Annotated in this window: 15 protein-coding genes and 3 tRNA genes; 4 read left to right on the top strand and 14 right to left on the bottom strand. The window is 65.4% G+C overall.

Annotated features, from left to right (window positions below; all coding sequences use genetic code 11):
* Positions 1-13 precede the first annotated feature (13 nt).
* The 13 genes from KVP70_RS16965 to KVP70_RS17025 all read right to left on the bottom strand — a co-directional run bounded on the left by KVP70_RS16965 (position 14) and on the right by KVP70_RS17025 (position 11,613).
* Positions 14-1,123 carry an ABC transporter permease gene (locus KVP70_RS16965; protein WP_217943384.1) on the bottom strand — a complete coding sequence of 370 codons (1,110 nt, stop codon included), beginning with the start codon at positions 1,121-1,123 and terminating at the stop codon, positions 14-16.
* Positions 1,120-3,471 carry an ATP-binding cassette domain-containing protein gene (locus KVP70_RS16970; RefSeq protein ID WP_217943385.1) on the bottom strand — a complete coding sequence of 784 codons (2,352 nt, stop codon included), beginning with the start codon at positions 3,469-3,471 and terminating at the stop codon, positions 1,120-1,122. Before KVP70_RS16970 ends, KVP70_RS16965 begins: the two co-directional genes overlap by 4 nt.
* The gene (locus KVP70_RS16975; protein WP_217943386.1) at positions 3,468-4,316 is read right to left on the bottom strand and encodes a SagB/ThcOx family dehydrogenase; all 849 of its coding nucleotides are present in this window, start codon (positions 4,314-4,316) and stop codon (positions 3,468-3,470) included. Before KVP70_RS16975 ends, KVP70_RS16970 begins: the two co-directional genes overlap by 4 nt.
* Positions 4,317-4,328: 12 nt before the next feature.
* Positions 4,329-5,660, bottom strand: a complete 1,332-nt coding sequence (locus KVP70_RS16980; protein ID WP_217943387.1) for a YcaO-like family protein — start codon at positions 5,658-5,660, stop codon at positions 4,329-4,331.
* A gap of 3 nt (positions 5,661-5,663) precedes the next feature.
* Positions 5,664-6,647, bottom strand: coding sequence for a TOMM precursor leader peptide-binding protein (locus KVP70_RS16985; RefSeq protein WP_217943388.1), 984 nt, complete (start codon positions 6,645-6,647; stop codon positions 5,664-5,666).
* Between the two features lie 92 nt (positions 6,648-6,739).
* Positions 6,740-6,877, bottom strand: coding sequence for a hypothetical protein (locus KVP70_RS16990; RefSeq protein WP_158567992.1), 138 nt, complete (start codon positions 6,875-6,877; stop codon positions 6,740-6,742).
* Positions 6,878-7,035: 158 nt separating this feature from the next.
* A complete protein-coding gene (locus tag KVP70_RS16995; RefSeq protein WP_217943389.1) occupies positions 7,036-7,914 on the bottom strand; it encodes a class I SAM-dependent methyltransferase in 879 nt (292 codons plus the stop codon).
* Positions 7,911-9,059 carry an alpha-hydroxy acid oxidase gene (locus tag KVP70_RS17000; RefSeq protein ID WP_217943390.1) on the bottom strand — a complete coding sequence of 383 codons (1,149 nt, stop codon included), beginning with the start codon at positions 9,057-9,059 and terminating at the stop codon, positions 7,911-7,913. The genes KVP70_RS16995 and KVP70_RS17000 overlap by 4 nt, the downstream gene beginning before the upstream one ends.
* A 143-nt stretch (positions 9,060-9,202) precedes the next feature.
* Positions 9,203-9,279: transfer RNA gene (locus tag KVP70_RS17005), tRNA-Arg, on the bottom strand.
* 304 nt (positions 9,280-9,583) lie between these two features.
* A complete protein-coding gene (locus KVP70_RS17010; RefSeq protein ID WP_217943391.1) occupies positions 9,584-10,636 on the bottom strand; it encodes an RNA-guided endonuclease InsQ/TnpB family protein in 1,053 nt (350 codons plus the stop codon).
* Positions 10,637-10,917: 281 nt separating this feature from the next.
* A tRNA-Arg gene (locus KVP70_RS17015) sits at positions 10,918-10,994 on the bottom strand.
* Between the two features lie 136 nt (positions 10,995-11,130).
* A tRNA-Arg gene (locus KVP70_RS17020) sits at positions 11,131-11,207 on the bottom strand.
* Between the two features lie 190 nt (positions 11,208-11,397).
* Positions 11,398-11,613, bottom strand: coding sequence for a hypothetical protein (locus KVP70_RS17025; RefSeq protein WP_332844097.1), 216 nt, complete (start codon positions 11,611-11,613; stop codon positions 11,398-11,400).
* Positions 11,614-11,941: 328 nt separating this feature from the next.
* On the opposite strand from KVP70_RS17025, the gene KVP70_RS17030 reads away from it, so the two are divergent.
* From KVP70_RS17030 to KVP70_RS17040, 3 genes are all read left to right on the top strand, one after another.
* On the top strand, positions 11,942-12,769 hold the full coding sequence (locus KVP70_RS17030) for a response regulator (protein ID WP_217943393.1): 828 nt from the start codon (positions 11,942-11,944) through the stop codon (positions 12,767-12,769).
* Positions 12,770-12,903: 134 nt separating this feature from the next.
* Positions 12,904-15,159, top strand: a complete 2,256-nt coding sequence (locus tag KVP70_RS17035; RefSeq protein ID WP_217943394.1) for an ATP-binding protein — start codon at positions 12,904-12,906, stop codon at positions 15,157-15,159.
* Between the two features lie 242 nt (positions 15,160-15,401).
* Entirely contained in the window at positions 15,402-16,376 is a 975-nt protein-coding gene (locus tag KVP70_RS17040; protein WP_217943395.1) for a GGDEF domain-containing response regulator, read from the top strand.
* A gap of 20 nt (positions 16,377-16,396) precedes the next feature.
* Here the strand turns inward: KVP70_RS17040 and KVP70_RS17045 are convergent, their stop codons facing one another.
* A complete protein-coding gene (locus KVP70_RS17045; protein WP_217943396.1) occupies positions 16,397-16,795 on the bottom strand; it encodes a hypothetical protein in 399 nt (132 codons plus the stop codon).
* 224 nt (positions 16,796-17,019) lie between these two features.
* On the opposite strand from KVP70_RS17045, the gene KVP70_RS17050 reads away from it, so the two are divergent.
* Positions 17,020-18,642: a response regulator gene (locus KVP70_RS17050; protein ID WP_217943397.1), complete on the top strand. Its 1,623-nt coding sequence runs from the start codon at positions 17,020-17,022 to the stop codon at positions 18,640-18,642.
* Positions 18,643-18,679 lie beyond the last annotated feature (37 nt).

Raw genomic sequence — 18,679 nt, forward strand, 5'->3', positions numbered from 1 at the left:
CAGGTCTCATTTTTCAGGAGCGCGGCATCCATGTAAAACGCCGCGCCGACAGCGCCAGGCAGGCTATCAGCATCACCGACAACAAGGCCACACTGTAGATATCAGTGCTCCACCCCATGCCGCCGGTCAGGCCGCGTCGTATGCTCGACATCATCGCGTTGAGCGGCAAACAATCCAGCGCTTCGCGGGCCAGCTTGGGCAGGCCGCCCAGCGGGACCATGAGATTACCCGAAAACAGCAACGGGAAATACAGCAGATTGCAGAACATGGTGGCGGCGGCCACGCTATTGGTCATGGCTGCGATCAGCAATCCCAACGCCAGGAAAGCCCCTGCGCCCAAGGCCAGCATGGCGATGGCTGCTGTCACCTGCATGCCGTCGGCGCTGATGCGCACGCCGTAGATCGCCCAGGCGGCGACGAACATCGCCAGGCTGGCCGCCAGCACGATCAACAGCCGCGATATGCACCATGCGGCCACCACCACGCCGGTCGGCATCGGGAACAGCTGGTACATGCGGAACATGCCGCCCTCGCGCGCGGCCACCAGCGGGCCGGCGAATCCCATCAAACTGGTGGACAGTATCACCATGCCGGCCAGGCCGGTGACGAGGAACAGGCGGTAGTCCAGCGTTTGCTCGGCGCCTGGCGGCGGCGGCAGGGCCACGCGCGGCGGCGCATTCAGGCCGTTGAGATTGTAGGCGTCGCTGTAGCCGCGCAGCAGGCCGTATGCAGCGTCGAATGCGGCGCCCGCGCCATGGCCGCTGCGCAGCGCCATGTCCGTGGTGCGGCCGGCGGCGACGTTGGCGGCGAAACCGGCCGGTATCGTCAGCACGAAGTCGGCTTGCGCGGCCGCGCCATCGGCAGGAGTCGTCACCGGAGCGAAGTCCACGCTGTGCTGCTGGCGCAGGCCAGACTGCAACTGCCGCAAGTAGGCGCCGCTCTCGGTGCTGCGATCCAGATCGACGATCGCCAGCGACACGGGACCAAGCTTGACGTCCTGGCCGAACAAGGCCATCTGCATGACCAGCATCAGCAAGGGGAAGGCAAAAGTCCAGAACAGCGCCAGCTTCCCGCGCAAGAACATGGCCAGATCGGCTTTGACCAGATGCAGAAGTATTTTCATGATGGCTGCCCCGTTGTGGGCACGATTTGGGTGACGTCGGCGAGGAAGTCCTCTACCGACACGGGCTCCAGGCTGAACGCGCCGACGCGTTGTTGTTCAATGAACTGGCGGAAGGCCTGGTCGAAACCGGCGCCGCCGAACAGTTCCCAGGCGCCGTCGCGTTCACGCGGCGCTTGCACCAGTGCGGGCAGCGCGCGCAGGGCCTGCAACGCCGCTTCCGACAGTTGTTGACGCAGCACGCCCTTGAATTGGCCGACCCGTTGCGCCATCAGTGACGCCAGCGTGCCCTCTGCGACGATGCGGCCATCGTCAAGGCAGCAGATGCGGTCCAAGCCCAGCAAGTCGGACGGTGCGTGCGAGATCACCAGCAGCGTCACCGGCAAGGCGGCCAGCAGTTCGCGCAGCGCGCGGGCGAACCATTCGTCCAGCCCCAGCGACGGTTCGTCGAGGATGGCCAGCTCCGGCACGTGGGCCAACGCCATCCATAGCATCACGCGCTGTTTCTGGCCGCGCGACAGCTGCTGCCAGTATCGGTCGCGCAGTTCGTCCAGCCCCAGTGCGCGGGTGACCGCGGCGTCGGTGCGGTGATACATGGCCTGGTGCAGCGCCATCATCTCGCGCACCTTGGTCTGGCCCGGCAGATCGTAGCCTTGCAACAGGCCGCCGATGCGCTGGCGTGTGGCCGCATCGCGCGGATCGCCCAGGTGAAGCGCGACGGTGCCGCGGTCGGGCTGGCGCAATCCCAGCAGCGTTTCCATCAGCATCGATTTGCCGCTGCCGTTACGGCCGATGAAGGCCACGCGTTCGCCGCGCCGCACCGTCAACGCGCCGGGGCGCAGCGTGAAGGAGGACGACAGCCGCAGCTCCACGCCGCTCAGTTCCAGCAGCGCCGGTGCGGGCGCAGATGGTGGCGCGTCCAACGGCTGCTCCGCAGCGGGAGCGACAACCTCCTCCGCCGGCATCTCGACGCCATATTCCAGCAAGACCTGGCGCGCGTGTTCGCGGTAGACCGGGTCCAGCATCGCCTGCCGCAGTTTGCTCACGCCCAGGTCGCGATCACCGCCGTATGCGGGCGGCGCATGCAGCAGCAATGAGGCGTGCTGCACCAGCAGGTCGGGATCGTTCGGTATCAGCTGCACGGCCTTGTTGAAGGCGTTGATCGCCTGCTGGCCGGCGCTGGCGACCTTGATGATGTTGGGCCGGGCCAGCAAAATCATCAGGATCGCGTGCGTGCCGCGCCATAGCCACAAGCGTCCTTGCGGCAGGCATTCCCCGGCCTTGAGCAGCATGTCCAGCTGCGCCAGTTCATGGGCCGTCGGCGCGGTCGCGAAATTGACCTGCAATAGCGCGCGGTTGATGCGCGCGCCGAGCAGGCTGTCGAGCAGCGCCGGTTCGGCATGGATTTCGTCCGCTTCCAGCGCTGCGATGGCCTCGTCCAGGTCCGCCGGATGCTTGTTGATCCATGCGGTGAACACGGCCTGGCGCGCGCGATCGATCAGCGCGGTCTGCCCGGCACTTGGCCCGCCGCTGCGGGCGACAGCGGGAAAACTCTGCCCGCTCGCCTCTTCCACCAGACGCACAACCTGGGCTTCCGAGCCGGCCCGCGCCACGGCGGCGAACAGGCGCGTGACGCGTCCCGCCCCGCCCAGCGCGTAGATCGCTTCCAGCAAATCGGCGCCGACGCGGCAGGCCGACTTGTACACCGCCAGATCGCTATCCACGCTTTCGCCGAACATGCTGTCGGCGCTGCGGCTCAACAGCGTTCGCATCGGCGGCAGCAGATCCATGTCCGCCGCCGGCAACGTGGCGCCCGCATGACGGTTGGCGAAGAAGTGCGCCAGCCCCTCGTCCAGCAGACGCACGCCGCAGGTCAGGAAGCAGTGCGCCACCTCGTGAAACTGCACCGCCCGCAAATCGTCGGGATAACCGGGCGACAGCGTGGACAGGCGCAGCACGGCCAGTCCGGGGAAGCTCTCCATGGTCAGGTGCAGGTCGCGGCTCTCGGCTCGGCATTGCAGCAGGATGCACGGTGCCGGCAACTCAAGGAAACTGGCGCAGCAAGCGATCGCCTCTTCAAAATGGGCCTGCAAGGCTGGCGGCAGCGGCTCGGCGCCAAGCGCGAACAGCGATCCGCTCGGGTGCCAGGCCTGCTTGCCCACCACCATATCGAGCAGCAGTGGATAAGCATGGAAGCGGCCACGCAGCGCGAACAGCTGATCCAGCTCCGCCAGCGCGGCATCGTGCTCGCCCACCGCCGCGTGACGCAGCAAGGCGAATGCCCCCTGCCGCAGGCTGGCTCCAGCCGCAGGCACTGCATCGCCCAGCACACGGATGGCGTTGTCGTTCATGGCTTGGCGTTCTCCTGCTGTGCCTCGCGTCCCAGCAACATGACCGACACCACGGTCTCGGTCACGCCGTCGATATCGAGCAGCGCCGCCAGTTCGTCGTCGTAGTAAGCGCCGTAGACCAGCGATCCCATGCCCAGTCCCTGCGCCGCCAGGCACAGGTTCTGCGACGCGTGGCCTGCCTCGAGCAACGCCATGCGATAGCCGCGGGCGCCGTATTTGGCGGTCGCGCGCTGCGGCACGCTGGTCATCACGCACACCAGCGGCGCCTTGATCGACTGCTCACCGCCGCGCACTTCGGCGCTGCCGAAGGCGTCGCCATCCTGCGGCTTCAACACCCGCAGGCAGTGCCCACGCGCGTCGTAGTGCGCGATGCATGGTGCGACACCCTCGACCTGGTTCAGGAAGAAGTAAAACTCGGTCGGATACAGGCCGCCCGGCGATGGATAGGCGCGGAACGCCAGCTTGACGTGCGGCGCGGCGTCGCTGCTGCGATAGCGGTTCACGCGCACCGCGTGGTGCAGCAGGCTCGAAACCTCGCGCAGGCTGAGCGACGGCGCGAAACCGCGCGCGCTGGTGCGCCCCGCCATCGCCGCCGCCAGTTCGCCCAGCGCCAGGTCAGGCTGCGGCAGGTCTATCTTCGGACAGGAGGCGAACACGTTGTAGCCGGCCGCGCCGCGCGCGATGAAGGCCGGATGCCGCAGGTAGCGGACGATGTTCTTGACCTGCCCCGCCAGCGTGGCGCGATGGAACTTGGTCTGCTCGTGCAGGATCTCTGCCGGGTCGTCGATGTCGAAATCGCCCGCCATGGCCTGCGGCGGCAGCAGTTCTTGCAAACTATGGTTCATATCGGGTCCGCATCATGGGAAAGGGTGAGGATCGGTATTCGGCGGCGGCACCTCGGCCAGCCCCCAGTGGCGGGCGATCTGGCGCAGGCGGCGTTCGTCGCGGCTCAACATGCCGTCGCCGAACAGCAGCGGATGCAGGCCGGGGATCAGCGAGCGCACCACGCAGAAGCCCAGGCTGGCGATATCCTCCGACGTCACATCCACCGCCAGCGCCGGCAAACCCATCGCGCGCAGGCGCGCCAGCAAATCGTCCAGCGTGGCCAGTTGATGCAGGGAGGCGTCGCCGCTATCGATGCTTGCCGCGTTCGTGAACAGGAAGTCCATCGCCTGCTGGCGCGACGGCTCCAGGAAGTAGGCGAAGTGGTCGCCTGGATTGCGGATCGCGGCGCGCTCCGGCAGCGGCGTGCCGGCGCCGAGGATGGAGCTCGCCCAGCAATAGCCGTGCAGCGCTTCGATCACCGCCTTGTTGATCGCCTGGCCGACGCCCAGCTGCGCGCTGGCGCCCAGCGACATGGTGCCGTCGTTGCGGCTGCGCGCCAGGCACAGCACCACCGGCAGGCCGACATCGGTGGTGATGTCCCACAACCGCACGTCCAGCGACGGATGGTCCAGCGCGCGCTGCACGCCGGGCAGCAACGCCGCCCGCGCTTCAGGGCCCACCTCCAGCCGGCGCGGCGCGTAGCGCATCTGCCACATCGCCGCGAAGGCGTCGCGTTCGATCACTTCGCACAAGCCGCTCAGGATGGCGCGCTGTTCGTCCATGCCGCACGCCAGGCCGGTCGACGACGATTGAAAGACGATCTCGCGCTGATTCTTCACCTGCATGCCGAGGTAGACCATCTGCGCCGGCACGTAGCACTCGCGCTGCGGGTCGCACAGGTCGGTCGCGGCAGCCCAGGCGCGGGTGACGTCGGCATCGGGTGCGGAGAATTCAAAGCCCTCGGCCGCGTACTGCTCCGGCGAGAACAGCACAAACTGCTCCAGCCCCACCGCCGCCGCGCCCAATTGGGCCTGGCTGGCGTAGTGCAGCTGGTCGTCGAAATGCACGGCGGCCGAGTAGCGCTCGATCGCCTCGCCGAACGCCGCCCACAGGGCCGAGGTGCGGTCGAACGCGGCGCCGGAACCGGCCAGGCTGGCGCGGTCGCTGGTCGGGTTGTTAGGTTTGGCGCGCGACGGATCGATCATCATCGCCTTGACGTCGACCATCAGCGCGTTGAAGACGAATAGGCCGCGCGCATCGGGATGCTCGGTCTCTTCCAGCAGCGTGGTGATGATGCCGTGGCGGCGGTGCACCAGGGCTTCGTGGATCAGCGCCAGGCGCGCAGCGTCGGAAAGTCGTTCCATGGCTTAGGCCCGGCGACGCAGCAGCGATTGCTGGAACACGGTGCCGACCGGCCGCGCCGTGCTGGCGTTGCCGCAACACGCGCAACGCGGCAGGCGCAGGATGCGGCTGCGATGGGTCTCGCCGCTCAAGCTATCAATTTCGCTGAACACGCTGTGGTGCAGGTCGTCCAAGGTGCCGCTCAGGTATTGCAGCACCAGGCGCGAGGCCTCGGCCACGCCGAACTGGATCGCCAGCTTGCTCGGCAACGCGTGGTACAGGATGTTTTCCGGCTTGCTGCGCACGTCGAATTCGGCGACGAACTTGCGCGTGCTGCGCACCCGGTGGAAATAGCATTCGTAGCAGGCGGTCGCCTTGGGCATCACCAGCGGACCGCACTGCACCGTGCTCCAGTCGATGCCCAGGTACAGGCTGGCCATGCCGCGTTCGACCGCCTTGGCGTTCATCGCACGGAAGGACGCGAAGTCCTCGAAATCGGAGCAGACCAGCAGCAGCGCGCGTTGCTCGCCGATGGCGTCGGCCGGCGGCAGTTCGGCATCGCGGCCGATGCGCCGCAGCGGCACGTTCATCTGGGCCAGCGCCTCGGCCAGCGCGTCGGCGCAGGCGCCCTCGCCGGCCAGCACCAGCAGCCAGTTGGCGCGGTCGTAGGCGGCCAATTGGTCGCGCGGGATCAGCGCATCGAGTTCGCGCCGGTGCTGCAGATGCTGGTGGGTGGCGTCGCCACCGGCGCGGGCGTCGTCGCGCACCAGCACCCGGGCGTTGACCAGCGCCGTCACCGCCGCCTCGACCGCCTCCGGCGGGAAGCTGTCGGCCATGGCTTCCATCAGCGCGGTCAGCTGCACGCCCTGCCCGGCCTGGTCCAGGATGCTCTTGAGCATACCGACCTTGTCCTCGACCGTGAAGCGGCGGCCGACCACGGACATGGCTATCTTGTCCTCGCCCAGCGTGGTGATTTCCGCCAGCGGCGATACGTAAAGTGACTCATTCATTGTGAAGACCTATCGTCAGAACATTCATCCAACCTCCGGAAAGGCGGGACGACGGAGCAATGCGCACCGCTATCCCGCCCGCCCGCTGGCAATTAGCAGCAGCAGGAGCAGGAGCAGGTGCAGCAAGAGACGCTGACGTCAGCCAGGGCGCCGCTCATGTCGTCGTGCAGGTATTCCGATTCGGTCGAATCGGTAATCGAGATGAAGGTCGTGTCGATCAGGATTTCCATTTCTTTTTCCTATTATGAAGTGAATGAAAGGCGGCCCCCTCATGCGTTTTGCGCATAAGGAGTCGCCGAAATCGAGAGTAGCACGCGACGATTGCCGCACAGAAAGGAATGACTTTAAATACAACAGTACTAGAACATTAACTCTAATTCAAGCAGATTCAATTGACTTGCGCGCGCATCAGGCGCGTGCCGCCGCCAAGCCGCATGCCGTCGTTGCGGCTTGCAAGATAGCGCTGGCGCAGCTGGTCGGCGCCGTGGTCGGAGACGTCGCCGAAGCCGAGCGCCCGCAATTCGCAGGCCAGCACCTCCGGCGCGAAGTAGGAAATCCAGGGTTCGCCCTCGGCCTCGTACTTCTGGGCGAAATAGGCCATGCCCATGCGCTCCATCGGGTTGAGCAGGTCCGGCACCACGCCGTAGTCGAACACGATGCCGCTGCCGGGCGCCAGGCCGGCGACGAAGGCCAGCGTGTCGAACACGGCGTCGCTGCTCAGGTACAGGGTCACGCCCAGCCAGGAAAAGAACACCGGCTGGTCCAGCCGGCAGCCGGCCGCCGTCAACGCTTCGGCCAGATCGTCGCGTTCGAAATCGACCGGCACGTAGGTCAACGATGCCGGCGCGGCGACGCCGGCCTGCTCCAGCAAGCCGCGCTTCCAGCGCTGGGTGGCGGGGTGATCGACCTCGAACACGCGCAGCTCGGCCAGCCGATTGCGGTAGGCGTAGGTATCGAGGCCGGCGCCCAGCAGCACATACTGACGCACGCCGTCGCGCAGCGCCTGCGCCAGTTCGTCTTCGGCGAAGCGGCTGCGTACCGCCATCGCGGCGCGCAGCACGCGCACCACGCCGGCGTCGAATTTCTCTGGCGCGGCGCGCACCGTCGCCTCGTGTTCGGGCCCGAGAACGGACAAGGCCAGCGGATCGTCGAACACCAGCGGCGTATCGATCAACTGGTGCGCGGCGCGCAGCATGGCCACCATCAGCGCACTGCGGCTGGCCACGCCCTGCTGCAACAAACCCTTGCCGCTGCTGGCCTGCTTCATTTGAAGCTACCCGGCAGCAGGATGTTTTTATCGACCATGGTGACGTCGCGCAGGCCGCAGAAGGCCATCGTCAGATCGAGTTCGTTGCGGATGATGTCCAGGCATTTGGTCACGCCCTGCTCGCCCATCGCGCCCAGGCCATACAGGAAGGGACGGCCGATGTAGACGCCCTTGGCGCCCAGCGCCAGCGCCTTGATCACGTCCTGGCCGGAGCGCACGCCGCCGTCCATGTGGATTTCGATCTGGCCGCCGACCGCGTCGACGATGGCCGGCAACGCGCCGATCGACGACTGCGCGCCGTCCAGCTGGCGGCCGCCGTGGTTGGAGACGATCAGCGCGTCGGCGCCGCTCTCCACCGCCAGCCGCGCGTCTTCGGCGTCCATGATGCCCTTGATAATCAGCTTGCCGCCCCAGCGCTGCTTGATCCACTCGACGTCTTTCCACGACAGGCTCAGGTCGAACTGCTGGTTGGTCCACGCCGACAGCGACGACATGTCCGACACCGACGATGCATGGCCGACGATGTTGCCGAAGCTGCGGCGTTTGGTGCCCAGCATGCCCAGCACCCAGCGCGGCTTGCTCGCCATGTTGACGATGTTGGCGATGGTCAGCTTGGGCGGCGCCGACAGGCCGTTGCGCAAGTCCTTGTGGCGCTGGCCCAGCACCTGCAGGTCCAGGGTCAGCACCAGCGCCGAGCAGCGCGCGGCCTTGGCGCGGTCGATCAGGCGATGGATGAATTCGCGGTCCTTCATCACGTACAGCTGGAACCAGAAAGGCTTGCTGGTGTTGGCGGCGATGTCCTCGATCGAGCAGATGCTCATGGTCGACAAGGTGAACGGCACGCCGAATTTTTCCGCGGCCCTGGCGGCGAGGATCTCGCCGTCGGCGTGCTGCATGCCGGTCAGGCCGGTCGGCGCCAACGCCACCGGCATCGCCACTTCCTGGCCGACCATGGTGCTCTTGAGCGTGCGGTTTTCCAGGTTGACGGCCACGCGCTGGCGGAATTTGATGGACTGGAAATCATCGACGTTGGCGCGGTAGGTCGATTCGGTCCACGAGCCGGCATCAGCATAATCGTAGAACATGCGCGGCACGCGCTTCTGGGCCAAGACGCGCAGGTCTTCGACGGTAGTGATGATGGTCATGCACGCTCCTCCGGGACTATGATCGGACAATCATCGCACGGGGCCCGCGTATCATGGAAGCACTATCTCACGCGCGAAAAAGCCGCGAGCAAATAGAAAAAAGGCCTGAAGATCACTCTTCAGGCCTGTCGTCTTACGAATTTTGGTGCGGCTGGCAGGAATTGAACCCACGACCCCTTGGTTCGTAGCCAAGTACTCTATCCAGCTGAGCTACAGCCGCGAAAGACAACATTATAGCAGGGGAAACTCAAATCAAGAAGGGCCGCGGCGACTTTTTTACGGCGCGCTTTTCAGTGACGCACGCGGGCATATTTCGCCTCGTATTCCCGGCAACGGATTTCGTAGCTGCCGTATTCCACCGCCATCAATACCGCCGTTTCGCGGTCGGCAAAGCCGAGGATTTCGGGCCGCTTCAGCGGGGTGGCGTCGTCGGCATGTTGCAGGACGCGGTATTCGGGCAGCCACTGCCCTTCCTTGTTGTAGGCGGAAGCTTCGATCTGGCTTTCCTTGACGTCCTCCTCGCCCTAAAGGACGGGGATTCCTACAGCTAGCGTCGCACGTCCGCGACGGAGAATGTTCAAAGCAGCATTGATATCGCGATCATGTACGCAACCACAATCACTACATTGCCACTCTCTTATTCCAAGCCCTGCGATACCCTTCGGCCGCGAATCGGGCAAGGCGCCGCAATTCGAACAGGTTTGGGAGGTAAATCGTTCATTCACTTCTTCGAACCATGCGCCATGCTTAACAGCCTTGTACGCCAGTTTGTTTCGGAAGGACGACCAGCCGGCATCGAGAACGGACTTCGCCATGCTGGTCTTGGCAATTCCGGCGGCGCTCACATTACCCACCGCGATGTAGTCGAACTCACGCACCAGACGGCTCGACAATTTATGGTGAAAATCGTTTCTGCAATTGGCTATCTTGGCGTGGATCGCTCTCACCCGGCGCTTCTTGCGCGCACGCTGGGCGACAGCAAGCGCTTGTTCCATACCGCGGTAAATCCGCTGCGCTTCGATTTTCTCGCCAGTGGACAGCGTCGCGAAGTCTTTCAGCCCAAGGTCTATCCCCACCCCTCGCACCGGCGCGCGCGCGTGAGCGGCCGTCGCATCAACTTCAATCGCGATGTTGAGAAACCAGTTGCCCCGGCTGTCGCGGGAAAAATTCGTACCGTCCTTGATCTTGCCTTCCGGGAGCGGGCGACTGTTGAACACACGAAACGTATTGCCGGCGAACCGGAACGCATCACCTTCGCGTTTCAGTTCGCGCCCCTTGAGCGGAACCCATCCGAGGTTTTTTTTGCCTCGGTAGCGCAAAAAAGGGCGCTTTTTCTGCGCTCTCGACTTGGCGTATTGCTCGCAAACCGCATTGATCGTGCCCGAGTGCAGGCCCAGTTCCTTGCTGCTGCCTTGCGTAAGCTTGTTCAGGTCGAAACCTGTGTGCCAACGACGACCAAACCGCAGAGCGTCTTTCTGCCTGTCGTTGCAAAAATTCCAGACGAAATTGCACGCCCGGCTTTGCTTGTTCAGCAAGCCGATCAGCGACTTTACTCGGTAACGATAGACCAAAACCATACTGTGATTATATACAGTTATTTCAACCGAAGGGCAACGACTGCTACGCAGTCGGCTCCGTTCACTCCCCGCCCTGAAGGACGGGGTTTCTCGGAGCAAATCTGATGAAGGTGAAACTGGTGGCGTGTGTGGTGGTCATCGTGTTCTCCTGGCTGTTTCAGACAGGATAGCGACAATTGCTGGTTTGCATCGTGCGCTGCCGTACATAGACGGCGGCGCAAGGAAGACCCAAAGGAAAAAGGCCTGAAGATCACTCTTCAGGCCTTTCGTCTTACGAATTTTGGTGCGGCTGGCAGGAATTGAACCCACGACCCCTTGGTTCGTAGCCAAGTACTCTATCCAGCTGAGCTACAGCCGCGAAAAACAAGATTATAACAGCGTTTTCTTGTTTTGCGAAGGATTCCTTGAAGAAATTTTACAATCCGTTTCAAGGCCTTACACTAATAGCAAAAGGGCCCGAAGATTGCTCTTCAGGCCCTTTCACTCACGAATTTTGGTGCGGCTGGCAGGAATTGAACCCACGACCCCTTGGTTCGTAGCCAAGTACTCTATCCAGCTGAGCTACAGCCGCTTAAGCAACATTATAAAGCATAAATTTCGTTTTGCAAAGTTCGATATTTTCTATCGTTTAGTTGGTCAAGTGCACGAAACACCGAATCAACCACCTTGCAAACTGCTTTGCTGCATCTCTTTCAACCGGCATGCCGTTCGAAAGAAGCAGCATTATAGGGACACTCTCCCGGCTTGTCCAGCACTCTCTGTCAGGTGCCGAATTCGGCCGCCGCCTTGGCCGACCACAAGGCTTCGTTGTAGGACGCATACGGCACGCCGTAGCAATCGACATGGCCACCCTCGCCGACAAACTTGATCCACCAGCCGGCCGGGTCGGTGACGATGGCGATATCGCCCTGCCGGCACTGGTCCGCTATCTGCTCGTTTTGCTCCAGTACAACAATGTTAATCTTTCTGTGCTTCACCACAGTCGCCATAGCGCCTCCCAATTGCGGCACTGCGCCGCTTCCACCGCCAGTGTATACGGAGCACGCCTGGATGCGAAAAAAAACATGGTCAATCCGCTCACAAACCCAGGCTTTTCAAGGCTTGCGGGTGGCTTCATTCATGCCAGTGATCTCGCTCATCATCAGAAAAAATTTGCTTTCGTTTGCGCGTTGCAGCATCATTCACCTGTCTCCTCTATTCTCCTCCAAGGAAATAGATTTAGCCCGCTCCTGTAGCGGGCTTTTTTTTTAGTGTACGATGCGGTCAGCTTTGCCTTCCAAGACATATACAGACAGGTTGCCCAGCATGACACCACCCACCGCCGTCGCGCCGCCCTCCCCCGACTGGTCGCGCACCGCCCTCGGCGAGCCGGCCGGCTGGCCGCTGCCGCTGCGGCTGACGGTGGACATCCTGCTCAATTCCCCCACGGCCATGCTGCTGATGTGGGGCCCCGAACAAATCATGGTCTACAACGACGCCTACGCGGCGCTGATCGGCTTGTCGAGCCTGCGCGCGCCCGGCGGCGCGGTGCCGTCGATCCAGCCGGCCGCGTGGAGCTGGAACAGCGCCGCCGTGCGCCAGGCCTGGGCCGGCGACAGCGCCAGCTATCGCGGCGTCAGCCTGCCGGCGTGGCGCAACAACGGCGTCGCCCAGCTGCCGCTCGACCTGTACTACACGCCGGTGCGCACCGACGCCGCCCATGTCGGCGGCGTGCTGTGCGCGCTGGCGCCGGCCCAGGCCGCGCCGCCGGCCGAGGCCGCGCGACCGCTGCACATGCTGGTGGTCGAGGACAATGCCGACGCCCGCTACCTGGTGTGCGAAACGCTGCGCGCGCTGGGCCACGAAGTGCACGCCGCCGCCACCGGCGAGGACGCCTTGCCCGAACTGGCGCGCCAGTCCTTCGACGTCCTGTTCACCGACGTCAGCCTGCCCGGCATGTCCGGCGTCGAGCTGGCGCGCCAGGCGCTCAGGCAGGCGCCCGCGCTGCAACTGCTGTTCGCCTCCGGCTACGGCGACGAACTGACCCGCCACCTGGAATTCCCCGCCCAGTCCCTGCAAAAGCCCTACGACATCGAACAGCTGCAAGCGGCGCTGGACCAGATCGCCCTGCGCATGGCCGCCCGTCCGGCCTGAACCGCTGCCAACCGTGCGGAGCCACGGTGGCGGATGGAGCTACAATGAAGTCACCGTAAACGTCGCGCGTCAGCCTGGCGAGCCAACGGTCGCCGTCCGGCGGCTGCAGGCATCGCGGCAGCCCGAAGCCCCACATGATTCTTCCTCACGAGCCCACCGACGCCGTAACGCCCGAGCCCCCGACGGACGACGCCGCGCTCCCCGCATCATCGAACGCCCAGCAGGATTTGCTGAGCGCACGGGAAGCGCTGCGCCAGAGCCAGCTGGAGCTGCGCGCGCTGGCCAACTCCATGCCGCAGCTGGCCTGGATCGCCGAGCAGGACGGCACCATGATCTGGTACAACCAGCCCTGGTACGCCTACACCGGCACCACCCCCGAACAAATGAGCGGCGGCGGCTGGCGCCAGGTCTACGCGCCCGACTGCGTGGCGCCGATGCTGGAGCGCTGGGAACACTCGCGCGCCACCGGCCTGCCGTATGAGCTGGAAGTGCCGATCCGCAGCGCCAACGGCGAGTTCCGCTGGTTCCTGACGCGCGCCAACCCGGTGCACGACGCCGCCGGCCGCGTGCTGCGCTGGTTCGGCACCAGCACCGATGTCGACCAGGTCAAGCGGGTGCAGGAAGCGCTGCGCGACGAGACCGCCGTGCTGGAGCTGGTCAACCGCACCGGCAGCGCGCTGGCCTCGACCCGCGACCTGCATCCGCTGCTGCAGGAAGTGACCGACGCCGCCACCAGCATCAGCGGCGCCCGCTTCGGCGCCTTCTTCTACCGCGGCGCCGACGGCCACGGCCGCGCGCGCGAACTGCACATGGTGTCGAGCGGCGCGCCGGCCGGCTGCGCCGCCTTCGGCCGCCCCGACGACGGCGCCCTGTCGAGCGCCGAGCTGTGCATGCACGGCACGGTGCGCAGCAACGACTGGCCGGCCGACCCCCGCCACGGCCGCGATGCGCCCCGCCACCGGCTGCCACCGGGCCAGCCGCCGGTGCGCAGCTACCTGGCGGCGCCGGTGGCGCTGCGCTCTGGCGTGGTGATCGGCTGCCTGTTCCTGGGCCACCCGGAACCGTCCATGTTCAGCGAGCGCACCGAGCGCATCATTGGCGGCATCGCCGCCCAGGCCGCCGTCGCGATCGACAACGCGCGCCTGGTCGAAGCTTCGCGCCAGGCCGCCGAGGAACGCAAGATACTGCTCGACAGCGAGCGCCAGGCGCGCGCCGACGTTGAACGCACCAGCCAGATGAAGGATGAATTCCTGGCCACGCTGTCGCACGAGCTGCGCACGCCGCTGACGGCCATCCTCGGCTGGGCCCAGGTGCTGCGGCGCGGCAGCCGCGACCAGGCCGACTTGCACCGCGGCCTGCAAACCATCGAGCGCAACGCCCGTGCCCTGGCCCAGCTGATCGAGGACTTGCTCGACATAAGCAGCATCGCCTCCGGCAAGGTGCGGCTGGACATGCTGGCGCTGGCGCCGGCCGCCATCGTCGCCGCCGCCATCGACACCGTGCGCCCGGCCGCCGAGGCCAAGCAGATCCGCATCGAGCGCGATTTCGAAGCGGCGCCCGGCATGGTGGCCGGCGACGCCAACCGCCTGCAGCAAATCATCTGGAACCTGCTGACCAACGCCCTCAAATTCACGCCGGCCGGCGGCCGCATCCAGGTGGGCATCCAGCGCGAAGGCGACCAGATCGCCGTCACCGTGCGCGACAACGGCATCGGCATCGCCCCCGCCTTCCTCGGACATGTCTTCGAGCGCTTCCGCCAGGCCGACGCCACCACCACCCGCAGGCACGGCGGGCTGGGGCTGGGGCTGTCGATCGTCAAGCACCTGGTCGAGCAGCACGGCGGCACGGTCAGCGCCGCCAGCGAGGGCGAAGGCCGCGGCGCCTGCTTCACCGTGCGCCTGCCGCGCCGCCGCGGCGGCCACGAGCCGCTGGGCGCCGCCGGCGACGGCGCGCCGGCCGAACGGTCCGTGGCGCACGACCTGTCCGGCCTGCAGGTGCTGGTGGTCGACGACGAGGACGACGCCCGCGAACTGATCAAGCGTATCCTCGCCGACTGCAACGCCGACGTGCTGACCGCCGCCACCGCCGGCGAGGCGCTGGGCTTGCTGCAACACGCGCGCCCGGACCTGATGCTCAGCGACCTGGGCATGCCCGAGGTGGACGGCTACGGCCTGCTGGACCGGATCAGGGCGCTGGGGCCGGCGCGCGGCGGCGACTTGCCGGCCATCGCGCTGACCGCCTTCGCCCGCTCCGAGGACCGCATCCGGGCGCTGTCGAGCGGCTTCCTGGCGCACATTTCCAAACCGGTCGAGCCCAACGAACTGATCGCCAAGGTGGCGGCGTTGGGGGCGGCGCACCGCCACGCCCGGACGGCGATGTCACGCCTTTAACAACCGTGGTAATTATTTCCACACAGAAATTTGCACGCTCTTACTTGCAGACGAGGCAATGTCCTACAAGCATTCTGAAGTTCAGTTGATAAACTACAAAAATCCCGAAAAGCAGGTACAATTAATTGCCGCGTGGAAATATAATGCGCAGGTGTGCGCTGCAACACAGACGCATGCGCTAAGATCGTGGGACTATTAAATTTCCGGCCAGAATGGCCTACTTGAGACAGACCGAGACCATTATGCCGAGCCGAGACGAAATCCTGAACGCCAAGATCCTGGTGGTGGATGACAGCGCCGACAACGTCGAACTGATGTTGGAGATCCTGCGCGAAGCCGGCTATACCGATGTCGCCTCGACCATGCTGCCGGAGCAGGTGTGCCCGCTGCACCGCCAGCACTGCTACGACCTGATCCTGCTGGACCTGCAGATGCCGGGCCTGAACGGCTTCCAGGTCATGAAGGGCCTGAAGGAGATCGAGCAAGGCGGCTACCTGCCGGTGCTGGCGCTGACCGCCCAGCCTAGCTTCAAGATCGCCGCGCTGGAAGCGGGCGCGCGCGACTTCATCAGCAAACCGTTCGACCTGCTGGAAGTGCACAAGCGCATCCACAACATGCTGGAAGTGCGCCTGCTGTACAAGGAGCTGGCCCAATACAGCCGCCAGCAGCAGGAACTGGCGCTGCACGATCCGCTGACCGGCCTGCCCAACCGCCGCCTGCTGGAAGACCGCATCGCCACCGTGTTGCAGCACGCCACCCGCCAGCAGACCAAGGCGGCCGTGATGTACCTGGACCTGGACGGCTTCAAGGCCATCAACGACACCCACGGCCACGCGGCCGGCGACGAGCTCCTCAAGATGGTGGCGCAGCGGCTGGTCGGCTGCGCCCGCAAGGAAGACACCGTGGCCCGCGTCGGCGGCGACGAGTTCGTCATCGTCATGGGCAATATCGCGCAGCTGGGCGACACCCAGGAGCCGGCCAGCAAGCTGATCGAGGCGGTCTCCGAACCCTATCTCATCAACGGCCTGACCTTGCAGCTGTCGACCAGCATCGGCATCGGCATCTATCCCGACGACGCCGACCAGGTGGCGTCGGTGATCGCGGCGGCCGACAGCGCGCTGTACCAAGCCAAGCGCTCGGGCAAGAACCGCTGCTGCACCGCGCAAACCATGCGCACGCCGGCGCCACAACACGTGCTGTCGCCGACCCCGGCCTGAGCGGCCGGGACCGGCTGGCCTCACACCGGGTGTGCGGCGTCCTCTTCCATCTTGCCGGCGTGCTGGTGATCGTCGTGCGCGTCGACCTTCTCCGGCGCCACCTCGATGCGGGTGATGCCGGCGTCCACCGACACCGGATCGCTGGCCGGGAAAGTCATCTCCAGGCCGTCGTCCAGCAGCGTTTCCTTGGCCTGCTCTTGCGGCGTGGCCTGCTCGTGCTCGGCCAGGGTGGTGATCGCGGCCGCCCATTTGACGAACTCCAGGTTGGCCAGCTCGCGCACCGTGTGCACATTGAAGGCCTGCGCCAGCGCCTTGGCGTCCCTGGCGCTGATGCCGCGCAGCGCGCTGGTGGGGGCGTCGGCCAGCGCGCGGAAGCTCAGGCCCAGGTACTCTATATCTACGACAGTATCGATATTCATGATGCGTCCTTTCCGTTGGTGTTAGCCACCACTGTCGCAGTCCCGGCCGGCGGGGTCTGTACGGAATCGAACACTCTGGGCCGCGCCCTCCGCCGCGTTCGATTGACAGGGGTTTTTGACATTCATATAGGCAATTGCTATCATGGTTTTACGTGTATTTCTTGCTTCTCTGGCAGCGTCAAGGCCGCGAAGATTTCGCCGTTCCAGCAGTGTGCAGAGACCCCGTGCCTAAAACAGAAAAGCCCAAAATCCTGGTTGTCAACGACGATGCCAACAGCCTGTTCGCGTTGACCAGCCTGCTCACCCAGTGGGCCGAACAGGAGTCCTACGAGGTACTGGCGGCACGCTCGGGCCAGGAGGCGCTGCGCCAGGTGCTGATGCACGACTTCGCCGTGATCCTGCTGGATGTGAACATGCCCGGCATGGACGGCTTCGAGACGGCCGAGGCGATCCACCAGCGCGCCCGCTCGGCCGACATTCCCATCATCTTCATCACCGCCTTCCTCGCGGACGAGCTCGACCGGCTGAAGGCTTACCAGCGCGGCGCGGTCGACTTCCTGTTCACGCCGGTGATCCCGCAGATCCTGTACGCCAAGATCTCGGTGTTTGTCGCGCTGGCCACCAAGAACGAGGAATTGAAGAAGCAGGCGCGCCAGCTGAGCCAGCGCACCACCGAGCTGACCGCCACCAACGCGCGCCTGACGCGCGAGATCGAGGAGCGGCAGTCGGCGCAACGGCAAAACCATGCCAAGGACGAGTTCCTCGCCATGCTGGGCCACGAGCTGCGCAATCCGCTGTCGGCCATCAGCAGCGCGGCCTCGCTGATCGGCCTGCCCGGCGTGTCGGCCGAGGGCGTCGCGCGCGCCAAGAAAATCATCCAGCGCCAGAGCCAGCACCTGGGCCGCATCGTCGACGACCTGCTCGACCTGTCGCGCGCGATGTCGGGCAAGATCCTGCTCAACCGCGCGCCGCTGGACCTGGCGGCGCTGGTCGCGGCCTCGCTGGAAACCTACCGCGCCACCGGCCGCAGCGCCGACTACCAGCTGGTGCACGACCTCGACCAGGGCTGGGTCGACGGCGACGCCACCCGCCTCGAACAGATCACCAGCAACCTGATCGACAACGCCCTGAAGTACACGCCGGCCGGCGGCCGCATCGAGGTGCGCACCTGGACCGAGAACGACGACGTCGTGCTCAGCGTGCGCGACACCGGGGTCGGCATCGCGGCCGACCTGCTGCCGCATGTGTTCGACGTGTTCGTGCAGGGTTCGAGCACCTTGGACCGCTCGCAGGGCGGGCTGGGCATCGGCCTGTCGCTGGTGCGCCGGCTGGCCGAGCTGCACGGCGGCGCCATCGCCGCCGAGAGCAAGGGTCCGGGCGGCGGCAGCACCTTCACGCTGCGCCTGCCGCGCATCGAACACCAGCCGGTGGCGCCGCCCGCGCCGGCCGAGCCCGTCAGCGCGCACGGCATGCCCAGCATCCTGCTGATCGAGGACAACGACGACGGCCGCGAAATGATGACCATGATGCTCAGTTGCTACGGCTATGAGGTGCACGCGGCGGCCGACGGCAACGAAGGCGTGGCGGCCGCCGCCAGCCGGCAGCCGGATGTGGCGCTGATCGACATCGGCCTGCCCGGCATCGACGGCTACGAGGTGGCGCGCCGCCTGCGCGCCGATCCGGCCACGCGCGACATCCGCCTGATCGCGCTGACCGGCTACGGCCTGGCCGAAGACCTGCGGCGCGTGCTGGACGCCGGCTTCGACCGCCATCTGGTCAAGCCGGTCGACATCGACCAGCTGGCCGACGTGATCGGCGGCTGCGTGCCACAGACCGTCAAACAGTGAGCAAGGGCCAGAGTGCGCCACGACTTGCAAAGCTCGG

Source organism: Duganella violaceipulchra, assembly GCF_019166075.1.
Lineage (GTDB): Bacteria > Pseudomonadota > Gammaproteobacteria > Burkholderiales > Burkholderiaceae_D > Rugamonas > Rugamonas violaceipulchra.